The organism is Candidatus Schmidhempelia bombi str. Bimp (assembly GCF_000471645.3).
Taxonomy (GTDB): domain Bacteria; phylum Pseudomonadota; class Gammaproteobacteria; order Enterobacterales; family Orbaceae; genus Utexia; species Utexia bombi.
In genome coordinates, this window is sequence record NZ_AWGA01000104.1 from 1 (window position 1) to 26,913 (window position 26,913).

At 32.8% G+C, this 26,913-nt stretch carries 20 protein-coding genes and 1 pseudogene; 18 read left to right on the plus strand and 3 right to left on the minus strand.

All coding sequences use genetic code 11. From position 1 onward, the window contains the following. The 12 genes and pseudogenes from O970_RS09990 to O970_RS09140 all read left to right on the plus strand — a co-directional run. Positions 1-571, plus strand: a pseudogene (locus tag O970_RS09990) (hypothetical protein); the annotation flags it as partial. Next, positions 568-1,203, plus strand: a complete 636-nt coding sequence (locus O970_RS09090) for a hypothetical protein (protein ID WP_133459386.1) — start codon at positions 568-570, stop codon at positions 1,201-1,203. The pseudogene O970_RS09990 and the gene O970_RS09090, both read left to right, overlap by 4 nt. Positions 1,204-1,273: 70 nt before the next feature. Beyond that, positions 1,274-1,885: a hypothetical protein gene (locus O970_RS09095; RefSeq protein WP_133459387.1), complete on the plus strand. Its 612-nt coding sequence runs from the start codon at positions 1,274-1,276 to the stop codon at positions 1,883-1,885. 124 nt (positions 1,886-2,009) lie between these two features. Then, positions 2,010-4,637 (plus strand): glycoside hydrolase family 19 protein, encoded by a 2,628-nt coding sequence (locus O970_RS09100; RefSeq protein ID WP_133459388.1) that lies wholly within the window; start codon positions 2,010-2,012, stop codon positions 4,635-4,637. A 1-nt stretch (position 4,638) separates the two neighbouring features. After that, the gene (locus tag O970_RS09105) at positions 4,639-5,610 is read left to right on the plus strand and encodes a hypothetical protein (RefSeq protein WP_133459389.1); all 972 of its coding nucleotides are present in this window, start codon (positions 4,639-4,641) and stop codon (positions 5,608-5,610) included. A 42-nt stretch (positions 5,611-5,652) separates the two neighbouring features. Then, positions 5,653-7,857, plus strand: coding sequence for a hypothetical protein (locus O970_RS09110; protein ID WP_133459390.1), 2,205 nt, complete (start codon positions 5,653-5,655; stop codon positions 7,855-7,857). Then, a complete protein-coding gene (locus tag O970_RS09115) occupies positions 7,829-8,503 on the plus strand; it encodes a hypothetical protein (protein WP_133459391.1) in 675 nt (224 codons plus the stop codon). The genes O970_RS09110 and O970_RS09115 overlap by 29 nt, the downstream gene beginning before the upstream one ends. Positions 8,504-8,544: 41 nt before the next feature. Next, a complete protein-coding gene (locus O970_RS09120) occupies positions 8,545-9,489 on the plus strand; it encodes a glycoside hydrolase family 19 protein (RefSeq protein ID WP_133459392.1) in 945 nt (314 codons plus the stop codon). Positions 9,490-9,500: 11 nt separating this feature from the next. After that, positions 9,501-10,238 carry a hypothetical protein gene (locus O970_RS09125; protein WP_133459393.1) on the plus strand — a complete coding sequence of 246 codons (738 nt, stop codon included), beginning with the start codon at positions 9,501-9,503 and terminating at the stop codon, positions 10,236-10,238. A 38-nt stretch (positions 10,239-10,276) separates the two neighbouring features. Then, the gene (locus O970_RS09130; protein WP_133459394.1) at positions 10,277-10,501 is read left to right on the plus strand and encodes a hypothetical protein; all 225 of its coding nucleotides are present in this window, start codon (positions 10,277-10,279) and stop codon (positions 10,499-10,501) included. 3 nt (positions 10,502-10,504) lie between these two features. After that, the gene (locus O970_RS10370) at positions 10,505-11,167 is read left to right on the plus strand and encodes a hypothetical protein (RefSeq protein WP_238610630.1); all 663 of its coding nucleotides are present in this window, start codon (positions 10,505-10,507) and stop codon (positions 11,165-11,167) included. Then, entirely contained in the window at positions 11,142-11,900 is a 759-nt protein-coding gene (locus O970_RS09140) for a hypothetical protein (RefSeq protein ID WP_133459395.1), read from the plus strand. The genes O970_RS10370 and O970_RS09140 overlap by 26 nt, the downstream gene beginning before the upstream one ends. Positions 11,901-12,878: 978 nt before the next feature. On the opposite strand, the gene O970_RS09145 is transcribed toward O970_RS09140, so the two are convergent. Then, positions 12,879-13,460 (minus strand): hypothetical protein, encoded by a 582-nt coding sequence (locus tag O970_RS09145; RefSeq protein WP_133459396.1) that lies wholly within the window; start codon positions 13,458-13,460, stop codon positions 12,879-12,881. 691 nt (positions 13,461-14,151) lie between these two features. Between O970_RS09145 and O970_RS09150 the strand changes: the two genes are divergently transcribed. Then, a complete protein-coding gene (locus tag O970_RS09150) occupies positions 14,152-14,733 on the plus strand; it encodes a thymidine kinase (protein WP_133459397.1) in 582 nt (193 codons plus the stop codon). A 496-nt stretch (positions 14,734-15,229) separates the two neighbouring features. Here the strand turns inward: O970_RS09150 and O970_RS09155 are convergent, their stop codons facing one another. Beyond that, positions 15,230-15,619 carry a DUF423 domain-containing protein gene (locus O970_RS09155; RefSeq protein ID WP_133459398.1) on the minus strand — a complete coding sequence of 130 codons (390 nt, stop codon included), beginning with the start codon at positions 15,617-15,619 and terminating at the stop codon, positions 15,230-15,232. A gap of 67 nt (positions 15,620-15,686) precedes the next feature. Next, positions 15,687-17,951: an MFS transporter gene (locus O970_RS09160; protein ID WP_133459399.1), complete on the minus strand. Its 2,265-nt coding sequence runs from the start codon at positions 17,949-17,951 to the stop codon at positions 15,687-15,689. 356 nt (positions 17,952-18,307) lie between these two features. On the opposite strand from O970_RS09160, the gene O970_RS09165 reads away from it, so the two are divergent. From O970_RS09165 to O970_RS09185, 5 genes are all read left to right on the plus strand, one after another. Continuing rightward, complete coding sequence (locus O970_RS09165) at positions 18,308-19,825, plus strand: helicase HerA-like domain-containing protein (RefSeq protein WP_133459400.1); 1,518 nt, start codon at positions 18,308-18,310, stop codon at positions 19,823-19,825. Between the two features lie 309 nt (positions 19,826-20,134). Further along, the gene (gene asd, locus O970_RS09170) at positions 20,135-20,980 is read left to right on the plus strand and encodes an archaetidylserine decarboxylase (RefSeq protein WP_133459401.1); all 846 of its coding nucleotides are present in this window, start codon (positions 20,135-20,137) and stop codon (positions 20,978-20,980) included. Between the two features lie 5 nt (positions 20,981-20,985). Next, the gene (gene mscM / locus O970_RS09175; RefSeq protein ID WP_133459402.1) at positions 20,986-23,634 is read left to right on the plus strand and encodes a miniconductance mechanosensitive channel MscM; all 2,649 of its coding nucleotides are present in this window, start codon (positions 20,986-20,988) and stop codon (positions 23,632-23,634) included. Positions 23,635-24,076: 442 nt separating this feature from the next. Then, positions 24,077-24,856: a formate dehydrogenase accessory sulfurtransferase FdhD gene (fdhD, locus tag O970_RS09180; RefSeq protein WP_133459404.1), complete on the plus strand. Its 780-nt coding sequence runs from the start codon at positions 24,077-24,079 to the stop codon at positions 24,854-24,856. A 419-nt stretch (positions 24,857-25,275) separates the two neighbouring features. Further along, the gene (locus O970_RS09185) at positions 25,276-26,817 is read left to right on the plus strand and encodes a phospholipase D family protein (protein ID WP_202976389.1); all 1,542 of its coding nucleotides are present in this window, start codon (positions 25,276-25,278) and stop codon (positions 26,815-26,817) included. Positions 26,818-26,913: the final 96 nt, after the last annotated feature.

Here is a 26,913-nt window from a genome sequence, read left to right on the forward strand (position 1 = left end):
ATATGATTATGTTAAAATAAAAAATAATTTCTACCCACATCAAAGATATGGTCTTACCAAATATATACATCTTATCGATTTAAGAAAAGTATCACAAGAGTATTCACAGTATGGTCTAAAATATCGTTTTAATATTGATAGTAATCAAAAACGATATTTTATGAATGGCGATACTTTGGCGAGTTTTTTTGGTGCAATGTTAGAAGTTAATTTTAATGATATCAGTTGTAATGGTTTTAGCACTATTGAAGGCGGCTCAGGTGTGAGTAAATCTCATTATAATGGATATCATGGTGATTTTAAATATTTAAGAAAAAGTGGCATTTTAACTAAAGGAGCTGGGACTAGCCTTTGTATAGATGAACAACCTGAATTATTAGATGTAAAACGTCAAAATCAATGGAATGATGCATTATATAAATTTGGTTGGACAGATATGCTTGGTTGGAGTTATACCTTAAACGGAGTCAAAAAATTTCTCAACCATATAAAAAAAGATACAAAAAACCACAATCATCACTTACATGTGCAATATTATGATATGAAAAAAGTGGAAGAAATCAAAAAATGAAATATTTAGCTTATCCTATTGTTATTTACCTAATAATCTTCGGTTGTCTTAATACAGCGATGGCTGATAACATTAAAAATGATTTACATCATTATCAAAAGATAGATTTACCTTATTCTTCAAAGAAAGCGGAAAATTACTATTATTGGGATGATAAAACAGGTGAATTACACTTAGCATCTAATAAAAAAATGCCCTTTCGTTTTAATTCTACAGAATATTCATATGCGCCAAAATTACAAAGGTTTATTAATAAAAGTAGCTTTTATTTTCCTGCGGTTTATTTTAAATACAAAAATATCTTATATAAGGGAATAACCTATATGTACTATAGCGATAATGATAATCCTATATTTATTTTTCAATTAAATAGTTACGATGCTAAAGGGCAGTTTATTGATGCGATTGTCTTAGATGAACGATTAAGTGCTGAAGGCGAGGCGTTATGGTGGAATGAGTTTAAGATACAAGCAAACGGCGAAATTTTAGTTAATCAAATGGAACAAACCTTAATTGATGATGATCCTAAATTTAAAAATGGTGACATTCATTTCCTCAAAAAATCGATATATCAAATGACTGCTTCAGGTAAATTTAAAAAAATGAAAGAAACAGTTATTAATGATATATAAAATTAATAAAAAATTTTTTCATAATCTATCTGCGTTTACAGATTGAACAAAGCATTAAGAGGAAATTACCATGAAAATATCTTATTTTATAGGATTGTTATTATTAATTAATGCACAGTTTTGTTATAGCCAATCTTTTATTATTGATAAAAAATATGCAGGAGCTCAGTTTGTTAAAGATATTAACGTCGGTGAATTAATTAATAGATGTTATAACTATGAACAATTTTGGGACGAGTTTACTACTAATCAAGAACGAGAAAATCATCGAACACTTTGCCCTTTAAATACTACTGAGGTTAATTTTAATAAACTATATGATCTAATAGATAAAAAAACGGTTATATACCGTGATGGTGATTTAGAACTGGTTATGGACAGAAAAAATGACGAAGTAACAAGCAATAATACAAAGATCCCCATTAAAGATATTGTTTATGAAGTGAATTTGTCGCTTGTTTATAAGCAACAAATCAAAGATACCATTACGCTAGCAAGCTACTCTTACAACCCTTACAGAGCTTTTTATTTAAATTCAACATATTACTATATTGATTCCAATGGCTCAATATACACATTGTCATTAAATGAATACGCTGATTATATAAAATCAGTGAAATATAAACATTATCAAATTGATAAAGAAAATTTATGTTTTAAGCAATTTGAGCAGGTTGAATAATAAGAATCGCTTAATGGCTTTAATTGAGAATAACGCGATGAAAAAATAAAAAATTCAACAGCATTTTATTTAAATTAGTCAATAAGGAATAATAATGTAAAAAAATAAGTCAATTTTTAATTTTATGTTTAAGCTGTTTTTTTGTAGTAATAGGTGCAGTTGGATTTACAATCAGACTAAAAAACCACTCACAGCCCCGATAGTTGAAATAACAGGAAAAGATAGCAAATTAGCCAAATCAAAAGGGCTAAGAGTAAGGGATAAAGATAAAAAAAATATTATTTCCATGCTACCCGAAGGAACGCAAATTAAAATATCCGGTACCAAAAAACCGAAAAACTTTGTTGAATTAATCGAAGTGGTTCGGGACGGACAACCAACTATTCCTTTACCAACAGAAACGACCTACGTTTATTTTGATTGTCTTGAAAAGGTAATTAGAGGCAAAAAATATAATGAAGTTGTGGTATTAGACAAACCATTTCCAATTGAAGCCGGTGATTTAGTCGGACATATTGGTCATAATGATGCTATTCCTAAAGAAAAAGATAAAGAGGGTAATTATATTGACATAGACACTCTCCCACTTGGAGAAGGGATGCAAAACAGCCACTTTAAACCCACATTACATGTTGAGTGTTTTACCTGTGAAGACTTACCCAATTACATAGCCCAAACTCAAGCTGAGACGAGAAAAATATCCGATGAAGAAAAAATATTATTTGCTGTATCAAAAGGGGTAAAAATACTAACGCAACCAAGCCAAGCAGACACAACGGTTGGTACACCATTTAAAGGCAGTAAAATAGAGGTAATAAGTAAAGAAACTAATATAAACTGGTTACAAATAGAAATAAATACCTCTGCAACTAACAAAAAATCATTATGGATTACCAATACTGATGAGATAGCAAAGAAAATAAAAGCTAATGACGAAATAAAATTACCTACAGAGACACCGGCATGGAGTAAGCACCCATTACAAGATAGTCAATTAACTAGTAGCAAACTGATTACTGACACACCGCTCTTACTTAATATGAGTGATAATAATATTAAAGCAAGAATAAATCGAGCCGTGGATGATAAAGAGACTTTATGGATTCAAATAGAAAAACCGCTCCAAATAGAAAAACCGCTCAACGAGATAACGATTTCGTCAGGTTGGATATCAACCAATAGCGAAGGTGTAAAGAAAGTAAGTTGCTGGGATTGGTTTGATTTTAAGCAAATTAAAGAAAATGCCAGTCTGAAAGAAATTTATCTTAGTGCTAAAAAAACCTTAAGCAGAAATAAGGATAATGCCTCACTTGAACAATACCCGCCAACAATAAAAGAGACATTAACACTATTAGACAAACAATACAGTGCTAACTCACCAAAATATGCGATGATAACAACGGACAGCTTTAAAGGGCTTATTGATAAGCCGGTATTAGCCTCGGCTCTTAGTCGCATATTAATCAATTATGAAAGTGAATGGTATGGCAAAGTTGACTCAGAAGGAAAATTGCCCAAATGGGAAGCGTTAAATAGTGAAATGACAGAAAATGCCAACAATGTACTGAATTATTTAACTAAAGGAGATGAAGCAAAACTTGATGCTTATATCAACACACTAGAAACAAGCAAACAACAGTCAGTAAAAAAAGGGATTGAAGAGCTAAAAAGAAAAATTGACCGATTCCCAAAAGACTACAAAAGCAATCCAAAGCAGAAGTTGACCCAAGGACAAATTGAAATTCATGAAAAAGTGCAAAAGTTAGAACAAAAGGTCATGGATTGGGAAAAAAGTAAAGAGAAAATCAAGAAAATGTTATGGTGGGATGATGTCACTAAAGGCTTAGCGAAGCTAAATCAAACAAACGGCACACAACCAGAAAATACCAACACAACTAATACCAAAGCCACCCCAACAGACACTGCCCCACCTGCTACACTTAGTGCTGATGGTAAGGCATGGTTTATTCATCCTATTGGAGCTCAAATATTCAATTATGGAAGTTGTATGTGTAACAAAGGTATAACGGAAGAACAATTTAGATCTATTATACCTGAGAATATTTTAATAAATGGATTATTTTATAAAATGAATAATGAACTAAAAAATATATCAATAAGCACATTTCTTTCAAAACTGAATTTATACTTTATTCAATATAACGTTACAAGCTGTTTGCAAAAAGCCCATTTTATATCACAAATATTATGTGAAAGTGACTTTTTTAAGACTACTGAAGAGTATAAAAATAGAGATGGTTCTACACCTAGCTATTGGAACAATTACAGTGGTGGTTCAAATTATCATGGCAGAGGTCTTATTCAAATTACTCATGACTATAACTATGAATCTTTTGGTAAATATATTAAAAACAATTCAATTAAAGATACTCCAGATCTTATATGTTCAGATTTGGATTATACAATAAGGTCTGCATTTTGGTATTGGATCCAAGGAAGCTCGTGGGGGAATATAAATGATATTGCAGCAAATAATGACTTTCTTAAAGTCACTATGGCTATAAATGGTGGATATAATCATGTTGTAGAAAGGAATAAAGCCCTTATAACTTTATATGAAAAATTTTGTATCAAAGATTGCAAAGTATATTATAACATTAAAGTTGATAATTATTCTTTTGCTACTAGTGCAATGATCAATAGTAAATGGTATAAAAATAACACATATAAAGTAAACCAAGTTGAAGCTGATTTAAATGATTTTTATATGAGTTTGCAAAACAGAGATTAAAATGAAAAAATTATTTGTTTTTATTATATTGTTTTATTTGAGTTTTCCATTATTTGCGCAAATATGTAAGGAAACTAAATCAAATGAGATTAAAGGTCAATTTATTAATGGTGATTATTTTGAGGGTAAATATAATTATTGTCGTTTAATTAACCCTAAAGAAGACAATATTTCACAAATTAATTTAAATATAAATGGAACAACCAATAGCTATATTTATGTTGGTGGAGGAAATCCAACAATTGAGACTTCAAATTTAGGGGTGATTTCTATTTTTGATAAGTTGGGAGGGATGGAAAGTCCTGCTAAAATAACTTATTTAACCCGCATAAATAAAAATTTAATCAAACTTGGGGAAATCAATTTGGATTATTCTCAGGGACAAGTCATTAATTATTCTATTGACAATGTTAATAATAAAATAGATGCCTTGAGTGCAACTTTCTTAGAAAAAATAAAGCAATCTTTTATAAATAATACTAAATTATCTTATCCTGATTATTTTTTATTACTTTTATTTGATTCAACCTTAGTAAACGATATTTCAAGTGATTGGATAAACAAATTTTATGCAAAATTAAATTTAATGCAGCATAGAGACCTCATTAATATTTACAGCCAAAATATATTTTTTAAAAATACGACGCTTTGTAATAAAAATAAAAATGAAAAAAATGCATTTGGATGCCAAATTAAAAATCGCAAATTATCATTATGTTATAACTATGTTAATTCAAATTTGTTTTATAGGTTTGGTACTCAGTCAAAAATAGAATTGGAGTTAGTGAAAGTAATTGAGGATAAAGACAAGAAAAATTCTATCATATCTTTTGCTAATAAAGATATTGATTATGTTGTGGATACAAAACCAGGTAAAGAAGGTATTAAAATAAAAAGAAAAGAGATACAACTGTACAATTTTCAATGTAATCCAAGTACTGTTGAGCCAATGATTTTGGATAGTTTTAATTAATAGTGAATATATAGGATTTCAAAAGCAAGAATAAATCGAGCCGTGGATGATAAAGAGACTTTATGGATTCAAATAGAAAGACCGCTCAACGAGATAACAATTTCATCAGGTTGGATATCAACCAATAGCGAAGGTGTAAAGAAAGTAAGTTGCTGGGATTGGTTTGATTTTAAGCAAATTAAAGAAAATGCCAGTCTGAAAGAAATTTATCTTAGTGCTAAAAAAACCTTAAGCAGAAATAAGGATAATGCCTCACTTGAACAATACCCGCCAACAATAAAAGAGACATTAACACTATTAGATAAACAATACAGTGCTAACTCACCAAAATATGCGATGATAACAACGGACAGCTTTAAAGGGCTTATTGATAAGCCGGTATTAGCCTCGGCTCTTAGTCGCATATTAATCAATTATGAAAGTGAATGGTATGGCAAAGTTGACTCAGAAGGAAAATTGCCCAAATGGGAAGCGTTAAATAGTGAAATGACAGAAAATGCCAACAATGTACTGAATTATTTAACTAAAGGAGATGAAGCAAAACTTGATGCTTATATCAACACACTAGAAACAAGCAAACAACAGTCAGTAAAAAAAGGGATTGAAGAGCTAAAAAGAAAAATTGACCGATTCCCAAAAGACTACAAAAGCAATCCAAAGCAGAAGTTGACCCAAGGACAAATTGAAATTCATGAAAAAGTGCAAAAGTTAGAACAAAAGGTCATGGATTGGGAAAAAAGTAAAGAGAAAATCAAGAAAATGTTATGGTGGGATGATGTCACTAAAGGCTTAGCGAAGCTAAATCAAACAAACGGCACACAACCAGAAAATACCAACACAACTAATACCAAAGCCACCCCAACAGACACTGCCCCACCTGCTACACTTAGTGCTGATGGTAAGGCATGGTTTATTCATCCTATAGCATTATTTAATTTCATCCCAAAATTTTGTATAACAGTTGATATGTTAAAGCAAATTTTCACTTATGTATCAAATAATCGGCTAGATTTATTACAATTCATAGTAAATGATATTAACGTTCATATGAACGAATATAGACTTAATACACCTCTCAGATTAAGTCATTTTTTTGCTCAAATTAGACAAGAAGTTGGCTCATCACTAAAAACTGAAGAAAATTTTACTTATAGTGTTAGTGGATTAAAAACAACATATAAATATTTTAAAAATAATCCTGAAGATGCAATAAAACATGGTTATCCTGACGGCTCTCCGAAAAATTTAAGAATTGTATCGAAGGAGAGCCAAAAATTTGTTGCGAATAAAGCCATGGGAGATAGATTAGGAAATCTTGGTGCAAATACGGATGATGGTTGGAATTTTAGAGGAAGAGGATTAAAGCAGTTAACGGGTAGGAATAATTATGTAGATTTTGCAAATGGATATCAGGAAATTTGGGATACCAAAGCCACCCCAACAGACTCTGCCTCACCTGCCACACTTAGTGCTGATGGTAAGGCATGGTTTATTCATCCTATAGCATTATTTAATTTCATCCCAAAATTTTGTATAACAGTTGATATGTTAAAGCAAATTTTCACTTATGTATCAAATAATCGGCTAGATTTATTACAATTCATAGTAAATGATATTAACGTTCATATGAACGAATATAGACTTAATACACCTCTCAGATTAAGTCATTTTTTTGCTCAAATTAGACAAGAAGTTGGCTCATCACTAAAAACTGAAGAAAATTTTACTTATAGTGTTAGTGGATTAAAAACAACATATAAATATTTTAAAAATAATCCTGAAGATGCAATAAAACATGGTTATCCTGACGGCTCTCCGAAAAATTTAAGAATTGTATCGAAGGAGAGCCAAAAATTTGTTGCGAATAAAGCCATGGGAGATAGATTAGGAAATCTTGGTGCAAATACGGATGATGGTTGGAATTTTAGAGGAAGAGGATTAAAGCAGTTAACGGGTAGGAATAATTATGTAGATTTTGCAAATGGATATCAGGAAATTTGGGGCGGGGAGTACATTGATTTTGTTAATAATCCAGATTTATTACATACAAATTATAAATATATAGTTCATTCTGGTGTTTATTTTTGGCTTAAATATAAATTATACAATATTGCAGATCAAGGTTCTGATGAGTCAACAGTAAATCTGATAACTGAAAAAATTAATCAATATACTAAAAGTTATAAAGATAGGTATAATCATTTTAAGGAAATATATGATGTCAAAAAAATCTTTCAAAATATTTAAAACTTTTAATCTTATAATATTCATTGTACTAAGCAGCTTTTCTTTTTTTTGCCATGCAAAAAAAGAACCGTTATCATTAAAAATATTACCAATTTTCTCTCCTTTTACCCAGCAGTACGAAGAAGATGATGAAGATGATAGCGGAGAATATTCTCATGTCTATTTGATTAATTTTTATAATGCAATTAGTACTGTTCATCCTCCAGTATTAGTAAATTACGATGGATTGAAATCAATATTGTTATTTGTTCCTGCAGATCCCAAAGATCCTGATAAGGGAAACCATCACCTTGTTTATAATCTTAATTTAGGTAATTTTAAACTAAATGAAGTTGGAACTATTTTCACCCACGAGATATTATCAATTTTTAGTTATAATCCTAATGAAGAAAATGCCATGATTTTTGTTCTTCAAAAAAATAAATCGGGAGAGGAAACTTTATATTCGAATATTCGATTTTCAGTTTTAAAAGAAGAAGGAGGATTATATATACAATCTTTTAAGACAGATAGAATAAGTATTGCCGGTTTAGATAACTGTATTGATGGTGGTATTGATTATTTGGGTAACAAACAAATATGTAAGTATAAAGACGCTTCATCGATAAGAAAATTTTTTGATAACATTATAAAAAATAAAAATTGATCGATTTCCAAAAGACTACAAAAAGCAATCCAAAGCAGAAGTTGACCCAAGGACAAATTGAAATTCATGAAAAAGTGCAAAAGTTAGAACAAAAGGTCATGGATTGGGAAAAAAGTAAAGAGAAAATCAAGAAAATGTTATGGTGGGATGATGTCGCTAAAGGCTTAGCGAAGCTAAATCAAACAAACGGCACACAACCAGAAAATACCAACACAACTGATACCAAAGTCACCCCAATAGACTCTGCCTCACCTACCACACTTAGTGCTGATGGTAAGGCATGGTTTATTCATCCTGTTCAAATTATAAGTATTGTTAATAAAAAATATCAAATAACTACAGACTTTCTTGAAAAAGTGATGAATAAAACTGGGAAGTGGTTTAATGGAAAAGGTGGAGGAAAAACCTTTGAAGAAAACTTTATTCTAAATTATCCAGATATTTATCAGATTGATAAAACTCTTTTTGTATCGCTATTAAATAGCTCATTGAAAAAATTTAATATTACAACTCCATATCAAAAAGCTCATTTTTTAGCACAATGTTTTCATGAATTGGCAGGATTTGAATCAACATTGGAGTTTTCCTCAGGAATTAACTATGAGCCAGATGTCCATAAAGATGCTATTAAAAATGGAAATACAAAAAAAGGGGATGGACCTAAATACAAGGGTAGAGGTTTGATACAACTTACTTGGAAGAATAATTATATTAAATTTTCCAAGTACGAAGGTGTTGATTTTGTAGCAAATCCAGATTTAATAGCACAAAATATGAAATACTCAATTGATGTATCTTGTTGGTTCTGGCGTTTTAATGGAGGTATATATAAAAAATATAATGCTAATGGAGATATTAATATACTTATTGATAATGAAAAAGATAATGTGACATTGGTAACGAAGGCTGTAAATGGCGGTAGAAACGGTTTGGAGCATAGAATTAGAATTTTTAATAAAATAAAAGAAGAATGGGAATTAGAGTAATGATTAAAAACATGAAATTATTAAAAATATCAATGTTATTTTTTTATTTCCTAGCGACACATTCATATGGAAGTATAGAGTTTAATAAAATAAAACAATCAATTTATCATTGTTTTGATAATAGTTCTGATTGTCAACATATTAAAGTACCCATTGAGTTGAATGATGAAATTGATGAGTCAATCTTATCAATTGACAAATTTTTTGGTCAAAATTATTTATTGATGACATTAAAATATAATTCTACACCAAATAAGTGTTATTCGCTTTATGAAATAAAAAATCATATTATTCAAGCTAAAGAGAAACAAATTTTAAGCGATGGTTCTCAGTTATGTGATTATAAGAAAACCAATGATCAATTAATTAATCGTTTTCTTGATGGAGGAAAGTGGTATGAAAAACTTTATAAAGAAAAGGAGAAATATTATCAAATAATATTAGAAGATCAATGTATTGGTTGTGATATGGTGCAGCGTAAAATTTATAATAAAAATTTAAATTATTTATTGGTGACAAATGAGCATAATCTTCTTGATAGAAAACCAATAATTAAAAAGATAGCTATTAAAAAGGCTTATTTATATGATGATGCTTTGGAAAACTCAAAAACTAAAATGTATTTAATTGAAGATGACAAGGTAGAATTATTACAGTACCGAGACGATTTTTATCAAATCCGATATTTAACTAAAACCCAGAAGTTAATTGTTAAATGGGTTCATTCTTCGGCTTTACAAGCACATTAATTTGACTATGTAAGAATAATATCTGAACAAATCAAAAAATGTTATGGTGGGATGATGTTGCTAAAAGCTTAGCGAAGCTAAATCAAACAAATGGCACACAACCAGAAAATACCAACACAACTAATACCAAAGCCACCCCAACAGACTCTGCCTCACCTGCCACGCTTAGTGCTGATGGTAAGGCATGGTTTATTCATCCTTTTTCGATACCAATGTTTAAGCATTGTTATTGTAATCGTGGTTTTGATGTTGCTGATATTTAAATGATGGTTAAACAATTAAGACAATCAGCTGGTTTAACTTCTTTAGAGTTATTTTCAAAAACTAATTGTAAGTTAGATGATAAAGATAGAACTTATGAACGTTTTACTGAAGAATTAAATCTAATGATGAAAAAATATAATATAAATACCTGTTTAAGAAAAATACATTTTATAGCTCAATCTTTTGTTGAATCAGATAAATTCCAAACTTTGAAAGAATATGGTAAAAGTCTTCCATATGATCCTTGGAGGGGGAGAGGTATAATTCAATTGACTCATGCTGGGAATACAACTGGTACTATAGGATATAAACAATATTTTGAATATTTGGGTAAGTTTGATTTTGAAAAAGATTATGAAGTATTAAATAGCGATTTACATATTGCAATAGATGTGGGGGGATATTTTTGGACAGTGGGAAAATTATTAAGTAAAGGAGAATATCTCAAAAGTGCTACCAAACTAAATGGAGAATGGCAATATTATAAAAAAACTAGATTGCCTAATTATACTACAATAGATATTAATATAGTTGCTGATAGGGACCATATAGAGCAGGTAACATATTTGGTTAATGGCGGATACAATCATTTGAATGAACGTATTGAATATACAAACAGATTAAAAGAGATTTTGGGTTATGAGGAATGTATTAATAAAATTTAAATCTATATTCGCTATCTATTTAATTATTTTTTCCGTGACCGTATATGCTGAAAAATTGATATTTAATATTGACCACAAGTTGGTTAATAAAGCAATTTTTGATACGGAAAATAACAGAGATTTTATTGCACTTTATCATAATGATAATTTGATCACAAAGATACCAAGTTTTGATGAGGATGGTGGTAATCGCTTTGAAAAAATATTAAGCCGTTATGATGAAAATAATTTAATAAGAATTGTGACTTCTTTTCCTGACAGAGGGTTCTTTAAGATTTATTATGATATCGAATTAAATAAACGTACTAATTTATATACACTTAATAAAGTAAGCTTTGAGATACAGCAATGGTCATCAGATGAAGAATTTATAGCAAAATATTGTTCTCATCAAACCAATATTAGTTTGGATAAATTAACTAAAAACGATGACTTATTTAAAAAAGTAAGACCTAGAGTTGATGGATGGGAAAATGGTAAAGTAAAAGGGAGTTGTGTTGAAACGCATAATCAAATCAATTATGACGATGCATATTCTTTAGTCATGAAATCTTATTTATACAATAAACCTGAAGTTAATGAACAAACAAAAATGTATTTAGTGAAAGGTGATATAGTTCATTTATTGGAGCAGAATAATACATTTTATTATATTGAGTATAATACCACTAAAAATAAAGTCATAAAAAAATGGCTTCATTGTTCAGCTATTGATGCTTGTAATAAACTTTGATTATGAAATTCACTAATTATTTGAGAAATAAATCAAACAAATACATTCACATGAAAAAGATTATAAGTGGTATGCAGTTACGTCTTTAGAGGAAGGGTATTATGAGTGGAAAGATCAAATTGATGATTTTCATCCAATGCCTTAATTTATTAGAATAAATTAATCTTGTTATTAAATAATTTATCGTCAGCGATCGAATATAATACCCTTGAGTACCTACGAATGGCATTAGTTAACAGTAAAAGTTTTTACAGTATTTGTGCTATGTTTACACTTTTTAGTACCAAAAAGATAAGGTCATAGGTTCATTTTATATTCAATAGGTGATTGATAATCTAAAGACGAATGAAGCCTATTGTCATTAAACTAATTCACATAGGGATTAAATTGTAGTCTAAGCTGTTCAAGTCAATCAAAAATCGTGTTTGACACAAATTCAGTTCACTGCATTAAATGTCGCTTCAGCAGCAGCATTAACATAGGAACATCCAATATGGCTTAGTGAACGCTGAATGCCAAATTTCTTTAAACATTTTATGGCGATCAATTTTGAATTGCCATTTTAACAGATTCTGCAACAGCAATATTCTTATTTAAATCACTGAATAAAGCGAAAAAATGGCAGTTATGGTTTTCTAATCGTCTAATGTTAAAATATTTCTAGATAAGTCGGGCAGGTGTTTAGATACAAATAAGGTGCTTCAGCTAACAAACTTAAATGAACAATCCTAATATCAACCATTAGAATACACAACTTTTAGTTATGTGGCTGCTTGTATCAATAATCTTAATAGATAAGACATAATCCGCTTATAATAAGCGATATCATCAAGTGACACTTGTCTACTTTTAATATATGATCAACAAAGTAAACAATCTATTCAATACCGCTAACTATAAATATATTACTAGCAAAATAAATACATTAAAATATATGATAGTCATGTTGCATAGTCAAAATATTACTATATAAGCAACTTAGCAAGAGCCTATAACACAACTAATCATCATTAATGGTATAAAAACTGGCAATATAATTAAACCTGCCACATCACCAATAATATCCTCACTCGCCTCCCTTTCATTTTTAGGTTTGATTAACACTGTAATAGGTTTTGGTAATAAATATTGATCAGATAAGGTATTTGCTTGCTTATAGACCTTGCCTTTTGTGTTAAATGAAACCTGATAATAATCCTCTTTTAAAACCCATTCTAGTTTATATTTCGTTAATAAATTTTTATTGTTTAAAACTGTTTTTTCTGGAATAAGGTTACGATACCAAATAGTAATTTCGTCATTTACATTTTCTTGAAAAATAGTGATAGATACTTTTTCAATATAATCTTTATATTCTGCTAGAAAATCACGATAGCTTTTAAACTTATTTATCGCATCGGGGCTTGTAAATTGGTATGAGTATGATTGTGATTCAGCAATCATGCCTGTTTTTTCATCGCTTTTTAATTTGATAATGGTATCACTACTGGGTAAAATTTGTGTTTGCTTATGTACACAGCCACAAAGACAAAAAATAAGAACAAAAACAAGCTTTTTCATCATCATTTTCCTACTTTAATATGTGAATAAGGATTGACTATCACCTGATGTTACTTTTTTTCACAAAATCATTTATTTTTATAAGAGCACTGCGAGCAGCAAAATTAAGTGGGATAAATTATCATAGCATATCAATCGAATTTTTGACGTATCTGTTTTGACTTGGCTAATCATTATGGATTCTGATTTTTAATATATGATTATCTTTAAGTCTCGATTAGTTAACCATAACTGATTTAGACTTAGTGTATTCTTAAGCCATTTAAAAAGATCTAAAAAACAAATTGATGAATATCATATCTAGATAGTTTTTATCGGGGTAATATTATTATGCTTTTCATCTAATAAAGAGATGTTAAATAATGTTCATAAATGACTCATTAATTAAAATGCCTGATTCAAAGGCAGGTTATCTTTATAAACTTATTGGTAGTTATTAAGATATAAAATGTCTTACCAAATTAATCCTAAACAGCTAAATGTCAAGTATATGGCATTTTATAAGAATGATAATCATAGTAATAGCATCACTTATAATTTAGCCTATTTGTCACGTTTGAATATATAAAATTTTAAGTATCATTCTGATCGTTTAACGATAATTTACCCAAATAGTAAATATTTACCCCCTGATTTTTCCCCACTTTTAGTGGTAAACTAAATTATTTTCTTCATCAGAGAGTTTATCTTCGTGTCAAAGATCTATTTTATTTATGCGGTAATGAATGCCGGTAAATCCACAGAATTATTGCAAATCAATCATAATTATCAGAGTAATAATATGCAAACCTTACTCTTAAAATCTTCAGTTGATACCCGTAATTCCGATACCGAGATTGTGTCTCGTCTTGGGTTACGTAAAGAGGCCATTCCGATTAATGATGATAATATTGATGTGATAGCAATGGATATTCAACAGAATAATTACCACTGTATTTTAATTGATGAAAGTCAATTTCTATCTAAAAATACTATTTTAAGATTATCCGATATTTGTGATGAATGTCATGTTCCAATGATGTTTTTTGGCTTAAAAACCGATTATACAGGCCATTTATTTGAAGGTTCAAAAACCTTATTGGAAATTGCCGATAATTTTCGTGAATTAAAAACGGTATGTTGGTGTGGTAAAAAAGCCACAATGAACTTACTAGAAGGGGCAAATGGTGACGTTATTAAACAAGGCGATCCTATCCATCTAGGCGATACTGAATTTTATTCGGTCTGTCGTAAACATTGGAAAGCGGGACAAACCAAACCTAAATCTTCATAATTGCAATAATATTAATTAAACCACCCTAATTAGTTATCTATATTGATAGATTCTGTTATTAATTAGCAATAGCAGAATCCATCAATAAAATTAGAAGGGAGATGGAGAATAGCCTTGAATAAAAGGTTTATTCTAGTTTAATAGTGAACTTTGTCTTATATTCAAGATCGAGATAAAATAGCTATTTGAAATAATTGTACTTATTTGTTTATTCCTTCATCATTGAGCAGCAAACAATCAATATAATTAATTAATATAAATCAATCAATTAATATAGTTATCAACAACTTTGTTAAGAATTTTTGTTGATAAAAAATGATGATAGTTTATACACTTTTATCTTAATCACGATTGCTGATTCTTATATCAATTGAGTAATGATTTTGGTTTAAATAACTAACAATGACCTTATAACAGCGCAGTGAAAAAGAATAACTGAATTGGACAAATTATAATTCCAATATTATTTTTAGCGCTGCTATCAATAGCCTATCCTTTATGGTTGATTATGTGGCGTAATTTTTGGGCGGCGCATGGCTACCGCAATGAGTAATAACCACCCCAGAATAAAACTCACCCCCCCTATAGGGGCAGTAATACTATTTAAGCCAAAACAAGCTACACCATATAACGTGCCAGAGAAGAATAAAATTCCCAGACAAAAACAGAGCCCGATCAGTTTAATTAATGTGTCATGTCGATAATGTAGCCAAATAGCTATCGCTAACAAGGCAATGGCATGCAATATCTGATACTGCACACCAAGTTGGAAGAGAGCAAGCTGTGATACCGTTAATTTATACTTAAGTGCATGTGAAGCAAGTGAACCTAAAATAATGCCAGTTGCACCAAAAAATCCCGCTAAAGCTAGAAAAATGTTATGCATATGATTCCTATTAGGTAAGTAAGATATAAAAATAAAGGCGTAACTATTACACCTTTATGGAAAGTCATTATTGCTCGGCAGCGCCAGATGTTGATGTTGAGCTTTTTTCGGCGTCGGTGGACGCTGATTGATGAGGCTCTTTAGCTTTATAACCTAATTGTGTTCGAATATGCCAATGATCGTAATGCCATATCCACGCACCAGAGATAACAATACCCGTAATAATCGCTAACCAGAAAATCAACCAATATTTGCGATTCCGTTTTTTCATCGGATCGACTAAGGTACGGCTAGCATGTTTAGGTAAAGTTGCTTTAGTTGTGAGCTGTCCACCTAAAAATAGATTGATTTTAAGTCGTCCATTTATTGCCCAGCCAGAAGCTTCAAGCAACGGTCCTAAGGTTCGTTGTCGTAATTTCAACCATGCCATAATCACAGAGGGTCCAGAAATAAATAAAAAGAGCCCCACAAAGACTAACGGTAATTGCCACCAATGTAAAGACAGTAACGATTGAGCAATCGAGGCTAATGCCGTACCAATAGCACCTACAGCAAGACCAATCGCTGCAAAAATCCCCGCACTTCGCCCGATATCAAACTTCGGTGGTGCGGTATCTGTGGTTGTTGCTAAATTTTGTGTAGCCTTGGTTGTGGCATCGATAAATTGTTGATCTTTAGATCCTGCCCATTTATTAATTTGATCAGTGATAAAACGTCCTAAGCGTTTATAAGGATCCCAAATAGCTTGGCTAATACTGATCGGCTTTGAGATGATTTTTATAACTCGCGCGTCCCAATCATTTCCCTCACTGTCAAGAAATACCCCATTACGCCCTTCAATTAAAAAGTCAGCATCACCAGATGTCATCGCGGCAACAATCGTTCTTTTAAGCTCGCTACCATCGTCAGCAGGCTTTTTACGGATACACTCACAATAGAGCAAAAATAGTTCCGAATAGTTGGCTAATACCGTATGTTTTCCGACATCGGTAACAGGAATACATAATGAGCAACAACGCCCATCAATAAATAACTGACCATATTGGAAAGCAGCTCGACGATCTAAATCAAAAAAATCATGGAAAGAGGTAAAATTGAGCAGCAAATGATATAAATTCGCATGATAAACGACTAATTGTTCCAGCGCAGCGACATTAGCCGCAGAGGCTGGCGTTTTGCTATCACGTTCGGCCAATTCGGCAAAGCGATCTGCTAACTGACTGTTTAAAATCTCATTAATTCGTTTTTCACCTAATTTATCAATGGTGATTTTGGGTTCCGTCGTGACCGAAACCTTTTCCAACGTTGGCTTTGATTGTACCGCGATAGCATAAGGCGCCATAATTTGTTGGATATAGTGCCATTCATCCTGGGTTAATTGATTCGCATCAGCTAAAAAGGGTTCAACCAGCTGTTTAAAACGTTCAATTTGGGGACGCCATACGGGATTTAAACCTAATTTAAGATTTAACGGTTTGTCCGCTTCAATGCGTGATAACGGCAGTTCGGAAAGTGCTTTATCTTCTAATAAACCATTGTCACTAGGAACAATAAATTTCTCATCAACATTTAATGCGGCTTGCGCGTTTGGGGCATAACTGGCTAATTGAGTTCGCATAAAATAGTCATCACACTTATCTTTTATACTTTGAATTAATTGCCAGACTTCCGCGGTATTTTCACCCAAAGGGGTAGTTGCTGAACCAACACCATTATGCCATTTTAACCATTTATCAATAGATTGAATAAACGCTTTTGAGATATCTGTATTAATACCATCAACACCACTAATATCTTTAACGCCCCCCATGACATTTAAGGCATCATTGATATAAGCCACGAGCTCATCGTCTAACTTCGGATTAGGTGGTAATATACCATCACCGTTAAAAATATTGGAAGCATTAAGGAGTGTTGACTGCTTAATATCCTCTTCGTTAATGCTGGTCGCCTCGGCTTTATTAATATTTTTTAATACCGATTGTGCTGTATTTAATAGACGTTTCCCCTCATCATTATCGGTGTTAATGGCCGATAAAGGTAATTCATGGTTGCTTTCGATTAAGCTATCTAATTTCACTAATTTAGTACGTAGCCAATTTACAGCATTAATAATATCTTGGATACGAATTCGTTGATCTCCATCGGTATCCAATAGTGTCAACATCTTACTATTTAATTCTAGCCCCAATGTTGGACAACTTAAAGCCACCCAAAGTTTAGGATCAAGTTGTTCCAGATGAGCAATATCATCAGCAGTATTAAGTACTACTTGATCGACACCACCGATACGCTGAAATTTCCATGAATGTTCATGACTATGTTTATTCATTTTTGCTCCATATTAATGTTTTATCCCTCATCCTATGTGATACTTGTTATTGATTATTCCCAATGCGGGTAAAACAGTTGATATCACTTAGCATCACCAATTATAAGATAAATTTAGGTAGGACTATAAATGTTATATTAGTGATTGGAGAAAAAATTTGAAAATTAATGGTAAGTCCTTTATGGCTTTAAACAAACATATTAACACCATTGGCTAAGCCAATAATAAGGCGATTAATAATTATTTATCATCTTCTAGGTTAAAAAATTACTTAATCCTACTAAGTTTATACCATTAATTAGTGTAGCATAGCGCATGCATTAATATGATAATTGAATTAGCATAAAGAGGAAGCCATGATACAAAAATTGGTTATTGCAAAAAATTCAGATAAAACGCTATTTATATTATCCAATATGGCTAACCGTCATGGATTAATTACGGGTGCAACAGGCACGGGGAAAACGGTAACATTACAAAAAATCGCTGAATCATTTTCGGCAATAGGGGTACCCGTCTTGTTAACGGATATCAAAGGCGATTTAACTGGTTTGGGTATGGCTGCGACCACTAATGATAAGTTACAGCACCATTTAGAGGCGATTGGAATAAGCCATTGGCAACCTGCTGCTTTTCCTATCGATTTATGGGATATTTTTGCTGATAAAGGCCATCCAATACGAGCGACGGTTTCCGATATCGGCCCACTGTTATTTAGCCGATTATTGAATCTGAATCAAGTTCAATCTGGCGTTTTACAGTTAATATTTAAAATTGCCGATGATAATCAATTACTATTATTGGATTTTAAAGATCTAAGGGCATTTGTACAATTTATTGGCGACAATGCCAAACAGTTTACGACTGAATATGGCATGGTTTCCACCGCTTCGATTGGCGCAATTCAACGGAGTTTATTAACACTAGAACAACAAGGCGCTGAGTACTTTCTTGGTGAACCAATGTTTGATATTCACGATTTAATGCGTACCGATGATCATGGACAAGGTATCATTAATATACTGGAAGCCGAGAAATTATCTCAATTACCTATGCTTTATTCGGTCTTTTTGCTCTGGTTTATTTCGGAACTATACGAAACCCTACCCGAAGTGGGCGATCTTGATAAACCTAAATTAATCCTCTTTTTTGATGAAGCCCACCTTATTTTTAATCAAACCTCGCCAGCGTTGCTTACTAAGATTGAACAGGTAGTACGACTCATTCGTTCCAAAGGGGTAGGACTTTATTTTGTAACACAAAATCCAACAGATATTCCCGATACCATTTTGGGTCAACTTGGTCACCGAATACAGCATGCGCTACGGGCATTTACCCCACGTGATTTAAAGTCAATCAAAGTAGCAGCACAAACCTTGCGTCAAAATCCAACCATTAATACTCAACAAGTCATCACTGAACTGGCTATTGGTGAAGCATTAATCTCATTTCTAGATGAAAAAGGCCAACCGAATGAAGTTGAGCGTAGTTTTATTATTACACCACAATCACGCATGGGAACAATTAGTGAAAATGAACAACAAACGCTCATTACTCATTCATCACTTTATGGTAAATATGAACAGGCATTCGATCGCCAATCGGCTTATGAACAATTACAGTCAGGTTTTACTTTAAATAACACATCGCCAAATGAACAGGATCAGCCATCACATCAAAACAATGAAAATCAACATAAGGATTTCTGGACAGGGCTTAACGGATTTTTATTTGGTGAGCAAAGCGCAAAGGGTAGAACAAAAGAAGGCGTAGTACCAGGCCTCGTTAAATCGATAACACGAAACATGGTTAATCGTCTTGGGCGAGAAATGACTCGTGGTATATTGGGCAATCTCACCAAAAAGCGTAAGTAATCGTTAGATTGATAAATACATCTGGATATTGGCGTATAAATACCCATTATCGTCAATCTTTATTTGCAATTAAGTCTATGTATATCTAAATTAATTATGGATAGCGAAAAGATTTTTTCGTTTATGGGTAAAAAACAGCCATCACAATGACAATCTAAAAAGATTTATTACCTTGGCAACGTAATAACGGAAGACATTTAAACAATGCAATAGATATTGTATATTTTATTGCGATATAATGGAGGTTATAAAAAATAATTTAACAATGTATTATAATAACCGAAAAACAACAAACTTAGAGAGAAATATATGTTAGACAATATAAACAAATTTATTCAATACTTACTACCTAAACAACTACTAACTCAGTTATTTGGTTATTTAGCTAATAAACCAATGGGGATATTAACGACTTGGATGATTAAGGGCTTTATTAAAATATATGATGTAAATATGAATGAAGCACAAATCAGTGAACCACAAAAATACCCTACCTTTAACGCCTTTTTTGCTCGTCATTTAGCCGATAATGTCAGACCAATTGATCAAGATGAAAATAGCGTTGTTATGCCAGTAGATGGCGTGATCAGCCAATTTGGTAAAATTAATGATGGTGTATTGATTCAAGCTAAAGGTCATAACTACTCTTTAGATGCATTATTAGCTTGTCAGCAAACCATGGTGGAACCATTTAAGAATGGTAAATTTGCCACCATGTATTTATCACCAAAAAATTATCACCGCGTTCATATGCCATGTGATGCCACCTTACGTGAAATGATTTATGTTCCTGGTTCACTTTTCTCTGTGAATTCAACTACTGCAAACGGCATTCCTAATCTATTTGCGCGTAATGAACGTGTGATCTGTCATTTTGATACTGAATTTGGGCCTATGATACAAATTTTAGTTGGTGCAACCATTGTAGGTAGTATTGAAACCAAATGGCAGGGTGTGGTTACGCCACCACGTGATGGTATGATAAAGCGTTGGACTTATGATAATGTCACCTTAGCAAAAGGTGAAGAGATGGGCTGTTTTAAATTAGGTTCAACCGTTATCACTTTATTTACTGATAACCAAATAGATTTTGCTTCAACGATGACTCAGGGCATGACCGCTCGTGTTGGTCAAGTCATGGGGCAAAGGATCTAATTACTATGATAACGTATCAAGGTCACCATTGGTTGTGGCCTAAACTTATTATTAGTTTTTTTGTTGTTGTTCTCAGTGTCACGGCGCAAGCAATAGCGCCCATCGACTCGAAAGTGATTAATCGTTCTGAGGAGTTACAACGACAAATTAATGATTTGCTGGAAAGTAATCTTGAATTACAACATCAACAAACATTGCAAGCAGAACAGCTTAGTTATATCGTTGCTGAAAAGAATAATATTATTTCGCAAATTACCCATGTACAAAATACGTTATCAATGTTAATACAGCAGGGAGAATGGTTAAGTTTCTCCACTGCGTTGGGCGAGACGTTACGTCGACAACTTTTAAATTTACCCGCCAAGCCTAAATCTCAACAGTTAGAACAAGATATTGCCGACATTCGTGCCCAACAATTTAATTATCAGCAACGGCTGGAACTAATTGATAAGCGGCCTTCGGTGATAAATCCATTAGCCAGTACAGCAAAAGGCGCTGAATATCGTAAATTAATCCGTCATCATCGAGATTTACTTAAAGAATTAATCACGGGTGATGATAATTTAGTGTTGGAGTTGACCAGATTAAAAATTGCCAATAATCAGTTAATTGAAGTTATTGATGAAGTCAACGATGCGGCCCATCGTTACTTATTTTGGGTTGCGGATGTTAAACCTATCGATCAACACTACTTATTTGCTGTATTTAGCGATCTTAGTCATGTTATCTTCTCATTGGATACCACACATCAACTTTTAAGTGCGCTGTCCTTCACTTTATCTATCCCTTCAACGGTAATTTTGATATTAATATCGTTAATCTTTGTTGGGCTACAAATTCGTTTTAGAACCAATTTTTATCACTATTTATCTGATACGGCTATGCGTATCGGTAAAGTGACACAGGATAATTTTCGTTTTACCTTAATTGTTTTCATTTATTCGATTTTAATGGCTCTACCTTTACCTGTTTTATGGGGGACCATTGGTTATGCACTTAAAACGGCATGGAACTATCCTATTGCCGTCGCGATTGGTCATGGTGTCAACGCCGCTGCACCTATATTATGGGTATTTATGATCAGTGCTTACTTTGCGCGACCAAATGGCTTGTTTATTGCCCACTTTAAATGGCCATTAGCCGGAGTGCGGACCGCAATGAAATATTATCGCCTATCAATTTGGGTTGTGATCCCATTGGTGATGATTCTGATGGGCTTTGATACCTATGAAGGTCGCCAATTTTCAGGCACAATTGGGCGTTTTAGTTTTATTTTACTTTGCCTAGCACTAATATTTATGACAAATGCTATCCACCGCTCTGGCGTGCCAATGTATATCGACAAAAAGGGATCCGGTGATAATTTATTAAGCCGCATTTTATGGATGATTCTCTTAAGCGCGCCATGGATCGCGGTGATTGCTGCTTGTTTAGGCTATTTATTAACGTCCCAAATATTACTTGGGCGTTTAGAGGCATCGGTTGCTATTTGGTTTGGTTTGCTGGTTATCTATTTTATGATCCGCCGCTGGATGTGGATTCAAAAACGTAAAATTGAGTTTGATCGGGCTAAACAACGACGTATCGAACGTTTGGCACAGCGGACGCGCAGTGATGAAGATATCATTAATGACATTATCGAAGAGCCCGTTGTCGATCTAGATACGATCAGCTCGCAATCATTACAATTAGTGCGCTCAATTCTCGTGATGATTGCCTTAATTAGTATGATCTTACTATGGTCGGAAATGTATTCCGCCTTTGCATTTATGGATAATATTAAACTCTGGACAACAAAAACCTTAGCGCCAAATGGTACTGAAATTGACGAAAGTATTACCTTAGCCTCAGTATTTATTTCGGTATTAGTGTTAACTATCACGGTACAGTTAGTCAAAAATTTACCCGCATTATTAGAATTAGGTATCTTACAACATTTAGAATTAGGACCCGGTACAGGTTATGCCATTTCCACTTTAAGTAAATATCTGATCTTAATGATAGGCTGTATGATTGCTTTTTCTTTTATTGGTATTGATTGGTCAAAAATTCAATGGCTTATTGCTGCATTAGGGGTCGGGCTTGGCTTTGGTCTACAAGAAATTTTTGCTAACTTTATATCTGGATTAATTATCCTATTTGAAAAACCTATCCGTATTGGCGATACGGTAACCATCCGTGATTTAACGGGGGCGATTACTAAAATTAACACACGAGCAACAACAATAGTTGATTGGGATCGTAAAGAAATCGTAATGCCAAATAAAGCTTTTATTACGGAACAGTTAGTCAACTGGTCACTATCTGATGCAATTACGCGAATTGTGTTAACCGTCCCCGCCACCATTGATGCCGATAGCAATAAAGTCATTCATATTCTTAAGCAAGCCGCTAAAGATTGTAGCTATGTCTTAGCAGATCCTGAACCACAAGTTTTTTTGGTCGATATTCAAGAAGGGATTCAACTATTTGAAATACGTGTATTTGCTGCTGAAATGAGTCATCGTATGCCGCTACGTAGTGAAATACATCAATTGATCCTAAAAGGTTATCATGAACACCATCTAGAACTGCCTTTCCCTCCATTACAAACCAATTTTAATGCATTGGGGCGTAAAAGTGGGCGGCATATTTATCAATTTGGAACGGTTTAATTTATAATTGCGCTGTTATTTCCATAATAAAATCAATCTAGTTTGGTTTTATTATGGAATAATTACTTTTATCATCTATTTACACTTATCAATGCTATCAATAAGGGGGATAAGCTAAACGTTGATTTCATCACGATGACGAATTGACGCCTGATTGATAAAACCGTGTTTCCCTGTTAAGGATTGATATTAAAAATGGGGCGTAATCACTGCATAATCGATGATTTACTCGTCAGATAAAACAGTTGTTGACGACCATCTTATTGTTGTAACAATGAGCAATATTTATCTCGATTTAAATCGTTACCAAATAGACGCAATGATTGGATTGAATGTGTTTTAATTGCATAATTGTTATATCAAAATAAGCAATGAAGCATATTTAGTCATAACATTCACTATATAAATAAAATAGAAGGACAATCAAGTGATAAAAGGTGCAATGACCATTACTATTGATCGCTATCAGCAAGGTCAACGACAATCCCAACAATTGGACATCATTGCTGAAGAATGCCCTGTGGCGTTAGTTTATAATGGTATATCCCATGTAGTCATGATGGCAACACCTAAAGACTTAGCGTATTTTGCACTGGGTTTTTCCTTAGCTGAAAAGATTATTACCTCACCGCAAGATATCTACGGTATGGATATAGTAACAACTGAACAAGGTATTGAAGTACAAATTGAATTATCATCACGCTGTTTTAGCCAATTAAAACAAAAACGGCGTACATTAAGTGGACGTACTGGATGCGGTATTTGTGGTAGTGAACACTTAGCTCAAATCTGTCAACGTGTAGCACCATTACCGTTTGAAAGTAAATTGTCTCTCAAGCAATTAACAATAAGCGAAGATTATTTGAAACAAGTACAGCAAATAGGTAGACAAACCGCCTGTACACATGCTGCAGTATGGATTAATGAGCAAGGCGAATTTATTGCTGGATTTGAAGATATTGGTCGTCATGTAGCGTTGGATAAATTATTAGGCTATCGTGCCAAGCAATCATATCAAAAAGGCGCGATTATTGTATCTAGTCGAGCTAGTTATGAAATGGTACAAAAAGCGGCTAATTGTGGTGTTGAAATCCTCTGCGCGGTATCCGCTGCAACCACAATGGCGGTAGCGCTGGCTAAAGCCAATCGTTTAACATTGATAGGTTTTTGTCGTCGGCAACAAGGCACTATTTATACTTATCCTGAACGATTGATTGGTTAATACAACAGCAACATATCATGATTTGCTGTCTATTATTCTTGCAAGAGTAACGATTGAATCTGTCATCATGGATTTATAAAATATATTACACTATATAGCATAATCAGTATTATTTTATCATTTAGATAATGATAAAAATCCCGTTATTTACCTTACAAATCCAATTAGTATATTAAGCGATTACGTATAAAAACAGTCTATATTGATCGAACAAAAATCATTGATAACAAGGTTAAATTAACCTTACTCTTAATTAATGCTTTTCTAGACGCGCATTATCACTCTATTAACATATTAAAAAATAATCATTTTTAAATTTTCCATTACTTTTAAAAAATTTTAGATTAACCAATAATTTTTTTATCATAATTACGTTACTATATAATTACTAGCAATAGCAAGGAATGCGAAATAATTGTATGTTATTCATCTATTTATTAATTATTTTAATTGCTGGCTCATTTTTATCTATTTATAGTTATGGTCGATTTGCCAAACAGGCTAAAGGTGAGCCAAGTTACACGCTACCCATACAGGATAATCAAACTAAACTTGATCGAAGTTTATCTTCAGCATTTAAGCAACATGCCAATCAAAGTAGTTTAATGTTAATCACTGATAATCTTGATGCTTTTGCTATTCGAGCCACCTGTGCGCGCGAAGCTGGGCGTAGCCTCGATTTACAATATTATATGTGGCACGATGATTTAACGGGACATCTGCTTGGATATGAAATAATTGCAGCGGCCGAACGCGGTGTTCGCGTTAGACTGCTGATCGATGATATGAATGCGCATGGTCATGATAGCTTATTCGCGGCATTAACAATGCACCCTAATATTGAAATTCGTTTATTTAATCCCACCCGCACACGTGGAAATGTATTAATACGTGGTCTAGAAATGCTGTTACGTCTTGTTAGTATTAATCACCGTATGCATAATAAAGCTTGGATTGCTGATGGTCGCGTTGCTATCGTGGGTGGTCGTAATATTGGTGATGAATACTTCAACGCAGCCACTATTCGTAACTTTTTTGATGTCGATTTATTAATTGGCGGTGCAGCGGTCCAAGAAGCATCGCAGATATTCGATCAATTTTGGAATAGTAATGCGGTCATTCCGCTTTCCTCTCTTACCAAACCACATCAACAGCATTATCAGCAACGGCTGAATACAATTAAAAAAAACCAAGAAAATCCAGCATCTCAACCTTATATACAAAAATTAAAACAAGCACCCAGTGTAAAAACTATTTTTAAAGGTGAATGGAAAATCTATTGGACAGATCAGGTACACATTTATTCTGATCCTGTCGAGAAAGTATTTGATCAGCAATATCACGCATGGCTAAAACAGAAAATTCAATCATTAATTAAACGTACTGAAAATAATCTTCAAATTATTTCACCTTACTTTGTGCCTGGACATACCGGTATTAATGAATTACTAACATTACGCAAAAAACCTGTTGATATAAGTATTTTAACGAATTCTTTAGCGGCAACAGATGTATTACTGGTGCATAGCGGTTACATCCCTTGTCGCAAAAAGTTATTAAAAGCAGGGATCGAATTATATGAACTTAAACCATTTGGTGCACCAGACCACAGCTTAATTGGTTCTAGTGGTGCGAGTTTACATACTAAAGCTTTTTTAATCGATAATCGCATTGGCTTTATCGGATCATTTAACTTTGATCCTCGTTCAGCATTACTGAACACTGAAATGGGAGTTTTATTTATGGAACCAGCTATTGTAAGGGCTCTTCAACAAGAGTTTAGTCAACGCACAAGCAGCCAATATAGCTATAAAGTATTCCTGCAACAAGGAACATTATGCTGGCAAGATAGCCATCATCAGCAATCGCAACGTATATGGCGACATGAGCCACAAAGTCGTTGGTGGCAACGATGGATTGTGAAAATAGCTAGTTATTTACCGATAAAATCACAATTGTAGTGACGTGTACGTTGCTTAATTAATTAACAACTTACTACGTAATAAAATTGAAAAATATTTAACTTATATCTGGTGGTTATTCCTTGTTTTCAGTAA